Source organism: Streptomyces sp. NPDC040432, from assembly GCF_055595445.1.
On record NZ_JBVIVP010000031.1, the window covers coordinates 1 to 14,348 of the forward strand.

General features: G+C 73.5%; 13 protein-coding genes and 1 pseudogene. 7 read left to right on the forward strand and 7 right to left on the reverse strand.

The genetic code is table 11. The features are described 5' to 3' along the window. The first annotated feature begins 195 nt into the window (after positions 1–195). Both ACZ58N_RS35440 and ACZ58N_RS35445 read left to right on the forward strand, forming a co-directional pair. Complete coding sequence (locus ACZ58N_RS35440) at positions 196–1,080, forward strand: helix-turn-helix domain-containing protein (RefSeq protein WP_281209328.1); 885 nt, start codon at positions 196–198, stop codon at positions 1,078–1,080. A 214-nt stretch (positions 1,081–1,294) separates the two neighbouring features. Next, the gene (locus ACZ58N_RS35445) at positions 1,295–1,507 is read left to right on the forward strand and encodes a DUF397 domain-containing protein (protein WP_471168674.1); all 213 of its coding nucleotides are present in this window, start codon (positions 1,295–1,297) and stop codon (positions 1,505–1,507) included. Between the two features lie 213 nt (positions 1,508–1,720). Here ACZ58N_RS35445 and ACZ58N_RS35450 read toward each other — a convergent pair whose 3' ends face one another. Next, positions 1,721–2,626 carry a hypothetical protein gene (locus ACZ58N_RS35450; protein WP_471168677.1) on the reverse strand — a complete coding sequence of 302 codons (906 nt, stop codon included), beginning with the start codon at positions 2,624–2,626 and terminating at the stop codon, positions 1,721–1,723. Positions 2,627–2,753: 127 nt separating this feature from the next. On the opposite strand from ACZ58N_RS35450, the gene ACZ58N_RS35455 reads away from it, so the two are divergent. Continuing rightward, positions 2,754–3,953, forward strand: a complete 1,200-nt coding sequence (locus ACZ58N_RS35455) for an aminotransferase-like domain-containing protein (RefSeq protein ID WP_471168680.1) — start codon at positions 2,754–2,756, stop codon at positions 3,951–3,953. Between the two features lie 124 nt (positions 3,954–4,077). Here the strand turns inward: ACZ58N_RS35455 and ACZ58N_RS35460 are convergent, their stop codons facing one another. Further along, complete coding sequence (locus tag ACZ58N_RS35460; RefSeq protein WP_471168683.1) at positions 4,078–5,814, reverse strand: AMP-dependent synthetase/ligase; 1,737 nt, start codon at positions 5,812–5,814, stop codon at positions 4,078–4,080. 117 nt (positions 5,815–5,931) lie between these two features. On the opposite strand from ACZ58N_RS35460, the gene ACZ58N_RS35465 reads away from it, so the two are divergent. Continuing rightward, complete coding sequence (locus tag ACZ58N_RS35465; protein WP_471168685.1) at positions 5,932–6,948, forward strand: AraC family transcriptional regulator; 1,017 nt, start codon at positions 5,932–5,934, stop codon at positions 6,946–6,948. A 288-nt stretch (positions 6,949–7,236) separates the two neighbouring features. Next, complete coding sequence (locus tag ACZ58N_RS35470; protein ID WP_471168688.1) at positions 7,237–8,403, forward strand: lipase family protein; 1,167 nt, start codon at positions 7,237–7,239, stop codon at positions 8,401–8,403. A 127-nt stretch (positions 8,404–8,530) separates the two neighbouring features. Here ACZ58N_RS35470 and ACZ58N_RS35475 read toward each other — a convergent pair whose 3' ends face one another. The 4 genes from ACZ58N_RS35475 to ACZ58N_RS35490 all read right to left on the reverse strand — a co-directional run bounded on the left by ACZ58N_RS35475 (position 8,531) and on the right by ACZ58N_RS35490 (position 12,526). Next, positions 8,531–9,070: a hypothetical protein gene (locus ACZ58N_RS35475; protein ID WP_471168690.1), complete on the reverse strand. Its 540-nt coding sequence runs from the start codon at positions 9,068–9,070 to the stop codon at positions 8,531–8,533. Positions 9,071–9,168: 98 nt separating this feature from the next. Next, on the reverse strand, positions 9,169–10,944 hold the full coding sequence (locus ACZ58N_RS35480) for an AMP-dependent synthetase/ligase (RefSeq protein ID WP_471168859.1): 1,776 nt from the start codon (positions 10,942–10,944) through the stop codon (positions 9,169–9,171). A 221-nt stretch (positions 10,945–11,165) separates the two neighbouring features. Continuing rightward, complete coding sequence (locus ACZ58N_RS35485; protein WP_471168693.1) at positions 11,166–12,182, reverse strand: DUF1648 domain-containing protein; 1,017 nt, start codon at positions 12,180–12,182, stop codon at positions 11,166–11,168. Further along, positions 12,179–12,526, reverse strand: a complete 348-nt coding sequence (locus tag ACZ58N_RS35490; RefSeq protein WP_471168696.1) for a GntR family transcriptional regulator — start codon at positions 12,524–12,526, stop codon at positions 12,179–12,181. The genes ACZ58N_RS35485 and ACZ58N_RS35490 overlap by 4 nt, the downstream gene beginning before the upstream one ends. A gap of 199 nt (positions 12,527–12,725) precedes the next feature. Here ACZ58N_RS35490 and ACZ58N_RS35495 point away from each other — a divergent pair, with 199 nt between their 5' ends. Next, positions 12,726–13,538, forward strand: a complete 813-nt coding sequence (locus ACZ58N_RS35495; protein ID WP_471168698.1) for an LppU/SCO3897 family protein — start codon at positions 12,726–12,728, stop codon at positions 13,536–13,538. Positions 13,539–13,619: 81 nt separating this feature from the next. Continuing rightward, positions 13,620–14,015: a contact-dependent growth inhibition system immunity protein gene (locus ACZ58N_RS35500; RefSeq protein WP_471168701.1), complete on the forward strand. Its 396-nt coding sequence runs from the start codon at positions 13,620–13,622 to the stop codon at positions 14,013–14,015. Positions 14,016–14,054: 39 nt separating this feature from the next. Here ACZ58N_RS35500 and ACZ58N_RS35505 read toward each other — a convergent pair. Continuing rightward, positions 14,055–14,330: pseudogene (locus ACZ58N_RS35505) on the reverse strand (MarR family transcriptional regulator); the annotation flags it as partial. Positions 14,331–14,348 lie beyond the last annotated feature (18 nt).

Below are 14,348 nucleotides of genomic sequence, written 5' to 3' on the forward strand. Positions count from 1 at the left end.
CCCCTTTTTGGGAAGAGCTGGGGGGGGGACGCCCAAAAGGGGGGGGGGGGGGGATGGGGGGGGGGGGGGGGGGGGGACCCCCCCCCCCCCCCCCCCCCCCCCCCGCGTTCGCATTTCCCTGCCGTTCCCCAGCGGCATCGCGCCCTTCGGTGGCAGTCTGCTGAACAGCAGACACACAGAGAGAGGGGCCGACCCGTGGCGTCCAATGTCAATCCCACCGTCCGACGCCGCCGACTGGGCATGGAGTTGCGCAAGCTCCGCGAGGACAAGGGCATGACGGCCGAACAGGTCGCCGAGCGCCTCCTCGTCTCCCAGTCGAAGATCAGCCGACTGGAGAACGGCCGCAGGTCCATCAGCCAGCGCGACGTCCGCGACCTGTGCGAGGTGTACGAGGTCGAGGACCCGCGCCTCGTCGACTCGCTCATGCAGATGGCGAAGGACTCGCGTCAGCAGGGCTGGTGGCACGCCTTCGGCGACATCCCGTACAGCGTCTACATCGGCCTGGAGACGGACGCGGCCAGCCTGCGCACCTACGAACCGCAGATGGTTCCCGGACTGCTCCAGACGCCCGAGTACGCGCAGGCCCTGATCCGCGGCGCGCTGCCGGAGACGGCGCCGGCCGACGTGGAGAAGCGCGTCCAGGTGCGGATGCACCGCCAGAAGCGGCTCTCGGAGACGGACAACAACAATCCGGACGTCGGTCCACTGCGGTTGTGGGCGGTGATCGACGAGGCCGCGCTGCGCCGGCACGTGGGCGATCCGCAGTTGATGGTCCGGCAGCTGGAGTACTTGATAGAGCAGTCCGAGCAGCCGTACATCACCGTGCAGGTGATGCCGTTCTCGATGGGCGCGCACCCCGGCGTCAACGGCCAGTACGCGATCCTGGAGTTCCCCGACGCGTCGGACTCGACGGTGGTCTACATCGAGGGCGTCACGAGCGACCTGTACCTGGAGAAGGCCAACGACGTCCAGAAGTACAGCGTGATGTACGAGCACCTGCGCGCCCAGGCGCTCAACGTCGAGCAGACCCGACAGTTCATCGGCGAGATCATCGAGCACTACGCGGTCAAAGCCCCGTAACGGGTGGGTCCGGTGTGGCGAAAGTGGCTGGGGATAACGGAAGGCCGGGTACGGTACACCGTCCATCCCCAGCCACAGAAGGCCTGAATGGAATATGCCACCCGGTCGAGTGAATGCCTCCTTCACCCATCGGGAGGTGCGGGTAGCGTCGATCACGTCGGCAGGGAAACCGGCCGGCACGAAACCGGAACTACTCGCTGAACCGGAGAGAAAAATGGCTATTCGTCAGGGCGCCACGGAAAACTGGACCAAGTCCTCGTACTCCGGCGGAAACGGCGCCTGCGTCGAGGTCAAGTCCCCCGTGGTCGCGTCCATCTCGGTCCGCGACTCGAAGGTGCAGGACGGTCCGTCCCTCACCTTCGCGCCGGGTTCCTGGACCTCCTTCGTCACCGACGTCGTCGAGGGCCGGTCGGGGCACCTCGCCTGAACATCACGCCATCCACCTCGACTGTTGTACGCGCACCACTGATCGGAGCCCTCTCGACCGGCCCGCCGTCCTGGCCGAGGGGGCTCGGCCGTGTCCCGGACCGGGGCGCGGCGACCGGGCGGCACCCAACCCGCCGGCCCGGCCGGACCGAACCCCGCTCGGAGACCCCGACCGGAACGCCGACCGGAACGCGAAGCGGAACCTCGACCGGAACTACTGGCGGAGTTCGTCGACGTAGCGGTCCGTCCCCGGCACCGTGGGGATGAACGGTGCCACCAGCTCCACTCTCCCCAGCCCCGATTCGGCAACTTCCGCGTCCAGCCCGCGGAAGTGGTCCCAGCAGGCCCGCGGGTCGACCTCCAGGAACCACAGCAGGGTCAGTCGGGTGTCGACCCCCTCGACCTGCTTGACGTAGGTCATCCGGTCGCCGGGCAGCGGCGTCGGCCGGAAGACGGTCACCATCGCCGCGGAAGAACCGTTCAGCCTCTTGGGCAGGGCCCGGGAGCGCAGCCACTCCAGCAGCTCGGCCCGCTGTTCGGGGCCCTCGGCGTCGACGACCTGGACCACCAGCCCGGCGTACGGGTGGTCGAGGGCGTGGAAGTCACGGGGGCCGGCGGCGCCGTCGCGGTAGACCGTGGCCACGTGGTCCTGGAAGGCCGTGAAGACGTGGGTGCGGTCGCGGTAGACGCGGCCGTCGCGGTTCAGCCGCTTGTTGATGCCGACGGTCCACTTCATGTGCTCGTCGTAGCGGCCCTGGGTCACCCAGTACGTCGATATGTAGCACCCGGCGGTCACGGGCTGGGCCACCGCCGACTTCTCCGGGTAGCGCAGCTCCTGGAGCTCGCGGGTCGCCACCCAGCGGCGGCCGGCGTACATCCAGGGCATGGCCATCGCGCCGGCGTAGTAGTGGTCGTCCTCGTACCAGCGGTTGTACGCGAACTCGTGGCCCGGGTGCGGCTCCACCATGGTGATCAGCGCGTGGCCGGGGCGGACGCCGTACGGGCCGACGGCCGCGAGCGCGGCGTAGTCGTCGGCGCGGGTGTCACCGGAGTCGGCGGGGTCACCGGAGTCGGCGGCGTCCAGCTCGTCCCGGTCTGCTGCTCGCTCGTCTGTGGTCATGGCACCGGTGTATCTGATGAGTCGTCAGTTGGGGAGGGGGCGGGCGGCGTTCACCTGGTGAACAAATAGGTGCCGTCTGCACCTGTTGTGGCTAGGCTGCGCCCACCGACCGCCCGAAGGAGCCCCCGTGAGCCTCCCCGCCGATGCCCGGCCCCTGCCCGCCTTCGCCGCCCGCGCCGTCTCCGTGGGCGGCTCGCCGGTACGCGAGATCCTGGCGCTGACCGAACGCCCCGGGGTGATCTCCTTCGCCGGTGGGCTCCCCGCCCCCGAGCTCTTCGATACCGTCGGGCTCCGCGCCTCCTACGAGGCCGCCCTCGGCGGCCCCACCGCCGCCCGGGCCCTCCAGTACTCCACCACCGAGGGCGCTCCGGAGCTCCGCGAGGCGGTGGCCGTACGGGCCCGGGCGCGCGGGCTGGCCACCACGGCCGACGACGTCCTGGTGACGACCGGCTCCCAGCAGGGGCTCGCCCTGCTCGCGGCGACCCTGCTGGAGCCCGGCGACACGGTGCTCGTGGAGAACCCCACCTACCTGGCGGCCCTCCAGTGCTTCGGCCTGGCCGGCGCCCGGGTCGTACCGGTCCCCTGCGACGCGCAGGGGTTGCTGCCCGACGCCCTGGAGGAGATCCTCCTGCGCGAGCGCCCGAAGCTGCTGTACACCGTCCCCACCTTCCAGAACCCGACCGGCCGCACCCTGCCGGGGGCCCGCCGGGCCGTGGTTGCGGCGCTCGCGGCCCGCCGCGGCCTGTGGCTGGTCGAGGACGACCCGTACGGGGACCTCCGCTACGAGGGCGACCACGAGCCGTGGCTCGCCGCCCACCCTGGCGCCGAGGACCGCACGGCCCTGCTCGGCAGCTTCTCCAAGGTGATGGCCCCCGGTCTGCGCCTCGGCTGGATGCGCGCGCCGGCGGCCCTGCGCCGGGCGGCGGTGGTCGCCAAGCAGGCGGCGGACCTGCACACCTCGACGGTGGACCAGCTGGCCGCCGCGCACTACCTGGCCGCCCACGACCTCGACGCGCACGTGGCCACCGTCCGCGAGGCCTACCGGGCCCGTCGGGACGCCCTCCTGGCGGGCCTCGGCGCGGCCCTCCCGGCGGGCTCGGAGTGGAACCGCCCGCAGGGCGGCATGTTCGTGTGGGCCCGGCTCCCCGAGGGGTACGACGCGACGGCGCTGCTCAAGTCGGCCGTCGCGCACGACGTGGCGTACGTGCCCGGCGCCCCCTTCTTCACCGGCGCCCCGGACCCGCGCACGCTCCGGCTGTCCTTCACCACGCACACCCCCGCCGAGATCGCGGAGGGCCTGGACCGCCTGGGCCGGGCCCTGGCCTGAGCGCGGCCGGGCCGGGGGCGGGCGCCTCCGGCCCGGGCCGTCCCCGCGCCTTCCGCCCGGGCCCAGTACGGACGGACCCGCCGCGGCCGACGACGGCCCGGCCCGGGCGTCGACGGCCGCCGCCTCAGCCCGCGTACAGCGCCTCGATCTCCGCCGCGTACCGCTCGGCGACCGCGGCGCGGCGCAGCTTGAGGGTCGGGGTGAGGGTGCCGGCGTCGACCGAGAGATCCTCGTCCAGGATGTGGAAGGCGCGGATGCGGGCCGGGCGGGAGACCGTCGCGTTGGCGGCGGCGACGGCCTCGGCGATCAGGGCGCGCACCTCGGGGTGGGCGCCGGGGCGCGTTCCCGGGTCGAGACGGCGCCGGGCCGCCCAGGCGGCGACCTCATCGGCGTCCAGGGTGATCAGGGCGACGGGGTGGGGCCGCCGGTCACCGATCAGGACGACCTGCGAGACGTAGCGGGAGGCCGCCCGGACGGCGAACTCCACCTCGGTCGGGGTGATGTTCTTGCCGGCCGAGGTGATGACGAGTTCCTTCTTGCGGCCGGTGACGGACAGGAAGCCGTCGGCGTCGAGTGCGCCCAGGTCGCCGGTGTGCAGCCAGCCCTCGGCGTCGAGGGTCCGCGCGGTGGCGGCGGCGTTCGCGTGGTAGCCGGGGAAGACCATCGGGCCGCGGGCCAGGATCTCCCCGTCCTCGGCGATCCGTACCTCGCAGCCCGCGATGGGGCGGCCCACGGTGCCGTACCGGACGGCGTCCGGATGGTTGAGGCTGATCACCCCGCCGGACTCGGTCATCCCGTAGCCCTCGAAGACCCGTATCCCGCAGGCGCGCAGGAAGTCCAGCGTGTCGGGGGCGATGGGGGCGCCGCCGGTCAGCGCCCACTTCAGCCGTCCGCCGAAGGCGGCCCGGACCGGGGAGTACAGCGACTCCTCGGCCGCCGCGTGCGCGGCGCGCAGTTCGTCGGGGAGCCGGTCCCGCGCGGCCAGGACGCCGATCCGGACGGCCTCGTCGAAGCGTTCCCGGCCGCCCTCCTGCCCCTCGGCCAGGGCCAGGACCACGGCGTGCACCTTCTCGAACAGCCTGGGCACGGACGGCAGGTGGGTGGGGCGCGCCTGAGCCAGCTCGGCGACGACGTCCTCCACGCGGCCCCCGAAGTAGCAGAGTTCGCCGCCCTCCAGCAGGGTCGTGAACTGGATCAGTTGCGCGAGCAGGTGCGCCAGCGGCAGGTAGAGGTACGTGGAGTCGCCCGGCCCGCCCCGGACCAGGGGCAGCGTGCCGTCCTGCACGGCTCCGAGGTTGCCGTGGGTGAGCCGGCAGCCCTTGGGCGGGCCCGTGGTGCCCGAGGTGTAGACGATCGAGGCGTCGTCGTCCGGGGTCACGGCGGCGGCCCGTACCCGCAGCGCCGCCTCCGGGGCCGGGGCGCGTCCGGCCCAGGCGTCCATCCGTACGACGGCCCGCAGCGCGGGCAGCTTCGACCGCAGGGACTCCACCCGGGCCGCCTGCGTCGCGTCGTCGCAGACGACCACGACGGCCTCCGAGTCGGACAGCACCCAGGCCAGTTCCTCCTCCCCCGCCGTCGGGTACACGGGGACGAGGACCGCGCCGGCGGCCAGCACCCCGAAGTGCGTGTACGTCCAGCGCGGCCCGGTCTCCCCGAGGACGGCCACCCGCTCACCGGCGACGACGGCGAGGTCCGGGCCGATCAGGGCCCGCCCCACCTCCCGCACGGACGCGGCCAGTTCGGTGTAGGTCCTGGTCCGCCGGCCATCGGGCCCCGCGCGAAAGCGCAGGGCCGTCCCGGGGCCGTACCTCTCCTCGGTCCACTGGGTGAACTCCGCCAGCGTGCCCGGCCGACCGTCCATCGCGTGCCCTCCCGGAATAGGTGACCCCCGACGCTAGGCACCGCGGGACCGGCTCCGGCATGACCGGACGCGTCACCACCGCTGACCCCAGCGCTCATTGCGGCTACCGTCGGAGCCATGGGGAGGCGGACGGTCACCGTGCACCACGTGCGTGCCGTGCTCGCGGGAGCCCGCGGCGCCGGCTTCGACCTGCTGCCGCTGCTCCAGGAGGCTCAGATCCCGCCGCTGTTGCTGGGCGACGACCGGGCGCGGATCACACCCGCGCAGTTCGCCCGCCTGTTCCGGGCGCTGTACCGGACCACGCAGGACGAGTTCCTCGGCCTGGCGACCGTCCCGAGCCGGCCGGGCACCTTCGCGATGATGTGTCACGCCTCGCTCGGTTGCCGGGATCTCGGGGCGGCCGTGGAGCGCGGGGCTGCCTTCTACGGGCTGTTCCCGGGCGGGCCGGAGTTGGAGCTCCACGTCGACGCGGAGGGCGGCGAGGCCCGGTTCGCCGTCGGCAACGACTTCGAGCGGGACGAGGAGCGGTTCCTCACCGAGTGCGTGCTGGCGATCTGGCACCGGCTGGCGAGTTGGCTGATCGGGCGGCGCATCCCGCTGTCGTCGGCGACGTTCGACTATCCGGCGCCGCCCCACGCGGACGAGTACGCGCTGCTCTTCGACTGCCCGGTGCGCTTCGGCGCGCGGCGTACGGAGGCGGTGTTCGGGGCGCACTGGCTGACCGCGCCGCTGGTGCGGGACGAGGCCGCGCTGGACGCGATGCTCCGCCGGGCCCCCTTCGACCTGCTCTCCCGTCCCGCGTACGGGACCACGGTCGCGGAGCAGGTGCGCCGGACCCTGACGCAGCGGCTGCGGACCTCCCCGCGGCTCCCCGAGCTGGGGGAGGTGGCGGGCCGGCTCGCGGTGTCCCCCGCGACGCTGCGGCGCCGGCTCCGGCAGGAGGGGACGTCCTTCCAGGAGCTCAAGGACCACGTCCGGCGGGACGCGGCCATCGCGGGGCTGGCGGAGAGCGGGGAGCCGATCGCGGAGCTCGCCGCCCGGTTGGGCTTCTCCGAGGACACCGCGTTCCACCGCGCGTTCCGCCGCTGGACGGGCACGACACCGGGGGCGTACCGGATCGCGTCCGGGGGCTGAGCGGGGGCCACGCGCCGGGAGCGCCCACGGCGTGCCGGGCCGGCGGGTTGCGGGGCCGGCGGGCCGGCGGCCCGGGATTTCGTCCTGTCCCACCGGGAGGGACGGGCCCGCGCCGCGTCCTGTTCACGGGGTGCGGCGTCGGTGTGCCGCTGCCGGGCGGCGGGGTGGGCGCGGGCGAGGGTGGGATCCCGGGTCAGGAAAGGTGAGCTGCGCGGTCAGGCACATCCTGAGCGGTCGGTCACTACCTTCTCCTCACCCACCCGTACGGACCGTTGGGAGAGCCGCCCCATGCGATTCCGCAGGACCGCCCTCGCCGTCGTGGCCGCCATGGCCATGTCCGCCTGGATCCCCGCCGCCGCCACCGCCGACGCCCCCGCCGCAGCCGACATCCCCGCCGGCGCCCCCGGCGACCTCGTCTCCAGCGCACCCTCCGCCTTCCACCCGCTGCCCGGGCAGCCCACGAACACCAAGGCGTGGAAGGTGCACTACCGCTCGACCACGGCCGACGGCGCCCCGAACGTCGTCTCCGGCACCGTCATCGTCCCGCAGGACGGCCGCGACGGGCCGCGCCCGCTGGTCACCTACGCCGTCGGCACGGTCGGCATGGGCGACTCCTGCGCCCCGAGCAACAACCTGCCGTACGGCACCTCCATGGAGGCCAACCTCATCCAGCAACTGACGCTGCGCGGCTGGGCCGTGGTCGTCACCGACTACGAGGGCCTGGGCACGCCGGGCGTGCACACCTACACCGTCGGCCCGTCGGCGGGCCACGCCGTCCTGGACGCCGCGCGCGCCGCCGTCCGCCTGCCCGCGGCCGGGCTCGGCCCGGACACCCCGGTCGGCATCATGGGCTACTCGCAGGGCGGTCAGGCCGCCGGTTGGGCGGCGGAACTCCAGGGGTCGTACGCCCCCGAGCTGAAGGTGAAGGGCACGGCGACGGGCGGTGTCCCCGCGGACCTGATGAAGGTCGCCGAGTTCAACAACGGCTCCTACGGCTCCGGGTTGATCTTCATGGCGGCGGCCGGGCAGGACGCGGCCTTCCCCGAACTGCGGCTGGACTCCTACCTGAACCCGGCGGGCAAGGCGCTGGTGGCCGGGATGAAGGAGCACTGCGTCGCCGTCGACGCGATCGCCGGTTCCTTCAAACGGATCTCCGACCTGACCACCCGCAACCCGCTGGAGCAGCCGGACTGGCGGGCCCGGCTCGGCGGGAGCCGGCTCGGCGGCACCGCCCCGGCCGCGCCGGTGCACCAGTACCACGCGCTCGGCGACGAGTTGATCCCGTACGGGGTCGGCAGCCGGCTGCGCTCGGAGTGGTGCGCGCGGGGCGCGAACGTCGACTTCGACACGATCTGGCTCGGCGAACACGTCAGCGGCGTCATCACGCACTCCCTGGCGGCCGGCAACTGGCTCGCGGACCGGTTCGCGGGCCGCCCGGCCCGCGGCAACTGCTAGGGCATCCCTGAGCCGATGAGCCCCGACGGATGTTCCCGTCGGGGCTCAGCGGCTCGCCCCGGGGGGTGTGGTGAAGGTGGCGTCGGGCGCCCGAGGGCGTGGCCCGCGGCGGGACCTTCACCACGCACTAGTGGCGGTCGACCCCGACCCGGGCGATCTCCACCTTCGGTTCGGCGGGCGCCTCCCGGCCGGGCATCGAGACCTTCACCTCGGTGGGCCAGGACGCGCCGGGGTACACGCCGACGGTGTCGGTGGCGAGGCTGCCCGTGGCCTCGTAGCCGTCGGGGCCGGTCACGCGCACGGTGACCTCGTAGAAGGCCCGCACGGTGCCGCCGTTCGTGATGGAGACGGGCACCCGCAGCACGCCGCCGGCGTCCCGGACGGCGGCGTGGGCGCTGACGTCGCCGTCGCGGGCGACGACCGGCCCGAACCCCTCGGTGCCCTCGGGCGGCGTGGGCGTGGACGGCGCCGGGGTCCGGGTGACGACCGGGGGTGGGGTCGGTGCGGCGTCCGCGGTGGCCTTCGGCTCCGGCCCGGTCCCGGTGCAACCGGCCGAGGCCGCGGCGAGGGCGACGACGGCCATCAGCGCGACCACGGTCCGGGGCACCGTTCCGCGCAGGGTTCCGGACACGGTTCCGGGCACGGGCACGGTCACGGAGCGGTTCATGGTCACGGCTTCCCCCGAAGCTCGGGCGCGCGGTCGGTCCCCGCGCGCCGGTCGCCGTGATCATATGACCGGTGTCGAGGACCGGACCGGACCGGCCCTCACCGCTCCCGCGCCCCCCGGTACAGCGCGTCGATCTCGGCGGCGTAGTCCCGGGCGACGGCGCCGCGCCGGAGTTTGAGCGAGGGCGTCAGGTGTCCGCGTTCCTCGGTGAAGTCCCCCGGCAGCACGGCGAAGCGCCTGATCGACTCGGCGCGCGAGACCGTCTGGTTCGCCTCGTCCACCGCCCGCTGGAGATCGGCCAGGAGGTCCTCGTCGTCGACCAGTTCGCGGATCGGCACGCCCTGCTTCTTGTGCATCTGCCGCCAGTGCGCCAGCCCGTCGGGCTCCAGCGTGATGACGGCGGTGACGTAGGGCCGGTTGTCGCCGATCACCATGCACTGGCCGACGAGCGGGTGGGCGCGCAGCCAGTCCTCCAGGGGCGCCGGGGCGACGTTCTTCCCGCCGGAGGTGATGATCAGGTCCTTCTTGCGTCCGGTGATGGTGAGGTATCCGTCCGCGTCCAGTTCGCCGATGTCCCCGGTGGCGAGCCAACCGCCCGTCGGTTGGGCGGCGATGTTCCAGTAGCCGGCGAAGACGTGGGCGCCGCGCAGCAGCACCTCCCCGTCGTCGGCGATCCGTACGGACGTGCCGGGCAGCGGCCAGCCGACGGTGCCGAGGCGGGGGCGCAGCGGCGGGGTGATGGTGGAGGCGGCCGTGGTCTCGGTCAGTCCGTAGCCCTCGAAGACCTCGACGCCGGCGCCGGTGTAGAAGGCGGCGAGGCGGCGGCCGAGCGGGGATCCGCCGCTGAGGACGTAGCGCACGCGTCCGCCGAGTGCGGCCCGGATGCGCCGGTAGACGAGCGGGTCGTAGAGGGCGTGGGCGGCGCGCAGCCCCATGCCGGGGCGTTTGCCCTCGACCGTTTCGCCGAAGCTCTGCGCGATCCTGGCGGCCCGGTCGAAGGAGGCTGCGCGGCCCATCCGCTCGGCGGTGGCGCGGGCGGTGTTGTAGACCTTCTCCAGGACGTAGGGGATGGCGAGCAGGAACGTCGGCCGGAAGCCGGCCAGGTCCGCGAGGAGTTCCTCGGTGCGGATGCTCGGCGCGTGGCCGAGCTTGACGCGGGCCCGCATGCAGCCGACGGCGACCATCCGTCCGAAGACGTGGCTGAGCGGCAGGAACAGCAGGGTGGAGGCCGGTTCGCTGGTGACCGACTTGAAGACCGGGTGCAGCAGCCCCACCGCGTTGTCGACCTCGGCGAAGAAGTTGGCGTGGGTCAGGACGCAGCCCTTGGGCCGGCCGGTGGTGCCGGAGGTGTAGACGAGGGTGGCGACCGTGTCCGGTGTACGGGCCTCCCTGCGCGCGTGGACGAGGGCGTCGGGCAGGTGCTCCCCGGCCTTGACGAGGCGTGCGACCGCGCCCGTGTCGAACTCCCACAGGTGGGCGAGTCCGGGCAGGTTGCCGCGTTCGGCGCTGATGATCCGTGCCTGGGCGGTGTCCTCGACGGCGCAGGCGACGGCGCCTGAGTCGTGGAGGATCCACCGCGCCTGCGAGGCGGAGGAGGTCGGGTAGATCGGTACGGTGACCAGGCCGGCGGCCCAGCCCGCGAAGTCCAGCAGGGTCCACTCGTAGGTGGTGCGGGCCATGATGGCCAGCCGGTCGCCCGCTCTCAGCCCTTCGGCGATGAGCCCCTTGGCGACGGCGAGGACCTCGGCCGCGAAGCGGGCGGCGGTGACGTCCTGCCAGGTGCCGTCGGGGGCCTTCCGGGCGAGGACGGCCTCGTGGGGGGCCTCGCGGGCGTTGTCGAACGGTAGGTCCCCGAGCGAGCCCCGCTGCGGCATTCCCGCGAGCGGGGGCACGGAGACCTCCCGCACCACTCCGGCGATGGTCGTCTTGACGGGCTCCACCGGTTTCGGCTGGGCATCCACGGCGCGCTCTCCTCGGGTCGATCGGAGTTACCGCCGGTAATTTACGCACGGGTAACCCGGTCCGACCACCCCCCGGACCGGGCCTTTTCCCTCGCCGGGGCCCGGAAGGGCCCCCGCGACGCCGCCTCCGGAGGTCAGCTCCCGGGCCGAATCCCCGCACCTTTCAGGGAGTTCAGCAGGGCGGCGCCGCGCTCGGCGTCGTCCACGCTCACCGCGAAGTCCCGGCCCTTGGAGCGGATGACGAGGCACTCACCGGCGCGCATCATCACGGTCGTGCCGAGTTGGTTGATCCGGTAGCCCCAGCCGCCGGCGCGGGCGGGCCCGCGCTCCTCGACACGGGCCGACTCGACGTCCTCGACGGCCCAGCGCCGCACCGGCCACCCGAGCGGCCCGAAGGCGACGGCCAAGCCCTGGGCACCGACCCGCGCCCGAACCGAGGAGAAGGTGAGGGTGAGGACGCAGGCCACGGCGAAGGGGGCCGCCGCCACCAGCCACTGCGACCCGATCAGACCGCCCAGGCCGGCGAGCGCGCCCGCCACGGCGAGCAGCCCGCAGACGGCCGCCGTCAGCTGGAGCCAGACGTTGGAGGCCCGGGAGAACCAGACGAGACGCCTCTCCTCGGGGAGGTCCATCGTGGGGCCCGGCACGGGCTCCTCCCCCGCCCGTCCGCGCCGCCGGACCAGCACCCCGGCCAGCCCGGCCGCCGCGGCGACGGCGAGGACGGCGAGCATCCAGCCCGTCACGGGACCGGCCTGCCGCCAGTCCTCCCGGTCCAGGTTGGCACGGACCACCGAGGCCTGGCCGCCCGCCAGGAGCACTCCGCCGGGCAGCAGCGTCACGGCCGCCCATCCGGCGGTCGCCTCCGCGCCGCCCAGGCGTCGCACGAAGCCGACGCCGAGGGCGAGCAGCACCCACACCGACGCGGGGACGAGGACGGCCGCCCACAGCGGCATGGAACCGTCGGGGCCGCCCGCGTTCGCGCTGCCCCAGTGCGTGGCGATGCGGTCCGGCAGCCGCCCGCTCGCCGCCACCGGCATGGCCACGAGTAACACCAGGATGCCGACGACCCAGGCCACGACGCCCCACAGGCGCACCCCGGCCGCACCGGTCATTCCGTTCGCTTCGTTCGCTTCATTCGGACGGTCGTTCACGGCACCTCCCTGATCATTTCCATGAGATCGGTCCTGCTGTAGCCCAGGCGGGCGCCCTCCTCGACGAGTTCGCGCACCCGGTCCAGCAGATCCGACCGTCGGTCCGCCCCGCCCGCGACCGTCACCCCCCGGCCGCGTCGGAACTCCAGCAGCCCCTCGTCGCGCAGGGTGCGCAGCCCGCGGAGCACGGTGTTCGCGTTCACTCCGAGCGCCTGCGAGAGCTCGCGGGCGGGCGGGATCCGGTCCCCGGGGGCGCATTCGCCCTCGGCGATGGCACGGCGGATGGCCCCGGCGACCTGCTCGTGCAGGGGGCGGCCGTCCGTGGTGTTCAACCTCAGCAGCATGGTGCCAATAGTACTAGCACCATGCATGTCATGAACAGAGTCCGGTCCCGAACGAGCGCCGACAGCAACCCCTTTGACGGTTCCAACCCACAACTGCCTTACTGAGTACGGCAGAACGCATGCGTCCGCCGATCCCCGGCGGGCAGAATCGAGACGGTCCGTTCGACGGCTTCGGGCCCGCGCTCGGAAGGGAACTCCGGTGTCGTCACAGGAAATCCAGCTCTCGCTCACCGCCGAGCAGGCCGCGGCGGGAACGGTCATCAGCGTCGATCTGGCCGGCGGTCCGGTCACCCTGCGCATCCCGCCCACCCGCAACGGCGATCTCGTCCGGGCTCAGGTCGCGGGCAAGGAAGTACTGCTGCGGATCGTCGTGCGGGGCGGCGCGTTCGGCGCGACGACCCCGATGGCCGCCGCCGCACCCCCCGGCGCGGGGTCGCCCGGTACGTCCGCCAAGAACGTGCGGGGCGGCTGCCTGGTGGCCGTCGGGCTGCTCGCGGCCTTCGCCGTCGTCGTCCTCCTCGTCGGCAACGACGACGACTCCCGCAACACCGCGAGCTCCGACGGCAAGGCCTCCGCCTCCGCGAGCCCCTCGGACACGCCCGCCCCGGGCCAGTACTCCCCGCCCGCCGTCCCCGCCCCCACCTACATGGCGACCGGGTCGACCCCGTCGAGCAGCGCCCCCGCGCCCGATCCGACCACCTCGGCGGCCTATCCCGTCCTCCCCAGCGCCGAGGCCGATCCCACCCCCTTCGACCGGGGCACCTGCCTCAACGGCGAGCTACCGGACTCCACGACGGCGCAGCGCGTCACGGGCGTGGACGAGGTGCCCTGCTCGGCGTCCGACGCGCACTACCGGGTGATCGAAAGCATCCCGTTCACCTCGGACATGGACCGTTGCAACACCAACACGAAGACCGAATACGCCTTCTCCTACCGCTACACGATGGGCGGCAGCGTCCTGAACGAGTACGTGTACTGCCTCGTCGGGATCGGCTCGTACTCCCGCCGATAGGCGCTCGCGACTGGTAGACAGGGAGGCTTATCCACTCTTCCGCAACTCGGCAGACGCAAGGGCGACATGATGTTCCACCACTTGGACCGCACCCTCGACGAGATCGACGGGCCCCCGTGGCCGCCCGCGCCGCCGAACGCGACGAGCCTCGCCACCAAGGTCCACGCCCTGCGCAGACGCCCCCTGGGCAGCCTCGCACCCGCGGACCTGCGCACCCTGATCAGCCAGGACGTGGCGCTCCCCCACGTCCTGCCGCTGGCCGTCGACCTGCTCGTCGACGACCCGCTCCTGGACGCCTGCTTCTACGAGGGCGACCTGCTGCACGCCACCGTCACCCGCCCCGTCACGGCCTGGCTCCTCTTCCCGGACCTCGCCGTCCGCCTCGCGGCGGCCGTCGCCCCGCTCCCCGCCACGCCCGAACGCACGGAGTTCCTGGCGGCCCACGCGGGCCCGGGTGCCCCGAACCCGTCCCGCTGACGCCCTCCGGGCAGCTGCCCCGACGCGTCGTGGGTGGGGTCAGCCGGCCTCGGCCGGCCCGCCCGCGTTGTGGATCAGCCTCTGGAGCACCTTCAGCGTGGTGACGTAGTCCGCGTCGTCGATCCCCTCGTGCACGGCGGCGCGGATCGCGGGTCCGTGACGTCCGAGGTCGACGCGGGCCCGCTCGCCCTCCTCGGTGAGCCACAGGCGCGACTCGGCGTCCCGCGTCAACCAGCCGCGCTCCAGGAGCGCCTCGGCCTCGGCCGCGAGATCGTCCTCGGGCCGGATGTACGAGGTCATGGCCTCCCGCAGTTCTCGCCCGGCGGCGAGGGG

What these genes read in the sequence shown, in the direction of transcription:
- ACZ58N_RS35475 (WP_471168690.1), bottom strand. Translation starts at nt 9,070, where the DNA reads ATGAACCGCTCCGTGACCGTGCCCGTGCCCGGAACCGTGTCCGGAACC.
- ACZ58N_RS35460 (WP_471168683.1), bottom strand. Translation starts at nt 5,814, where the DNA reads ATGGACGGTCGGCCGGGCACGCTGGCGGAGTTCACCCAGTGGACCGAG.
- ACZ58N_RS35445 (WP_471168674.1), top strand. Translation starts at nt 1,295, where the DNA reads ATGGCTATTCGTCAGGGCGCCACGGAAAACTGGACCAAGTCCTCGTAC.
- ACZ58N_RS35490 (WP_471168696.1), bottom strand. Translation starts at nt 12,526, where the DNA reads ATGCTGCTGAGGTTGAACACCACGGACGGCCGCCCCCTGCACGAGCAG.
- ACZ58N_RS35450 (WP_471168677.1), bottom strand. Translation starts at nt 2,626, where the DNA reads ATGACCACAGACGAGCGAGCAGCAGACCGGGACGAGCTGGACGCCGCC.
- ACZ58N_RS35465 (WP_471168685.1), top strand. Translation starts at nt 5,932, where the DNA reads ATGGGGAGGCGGACGGTCACCGTGCACCACGTGCGTGCCGTGCTCGCG.
- ACZ58N_RS35470 (WP_471168688.1), top strand. Translation starts at nt 7,237, where the DNA reads ATGCGATTCCGCAGGACCGCCCTCGCCGTCGTGGCCGCCATGGCCATG.
- ACZ58N_RS35480 (WP_471168859.1), bottom strand. Translation starts at nt 10,944, where the DNA reads ATGCCGCAGCGGGGCTCGCTCGGGGACCTACCGTTCGACAACGCCCGC.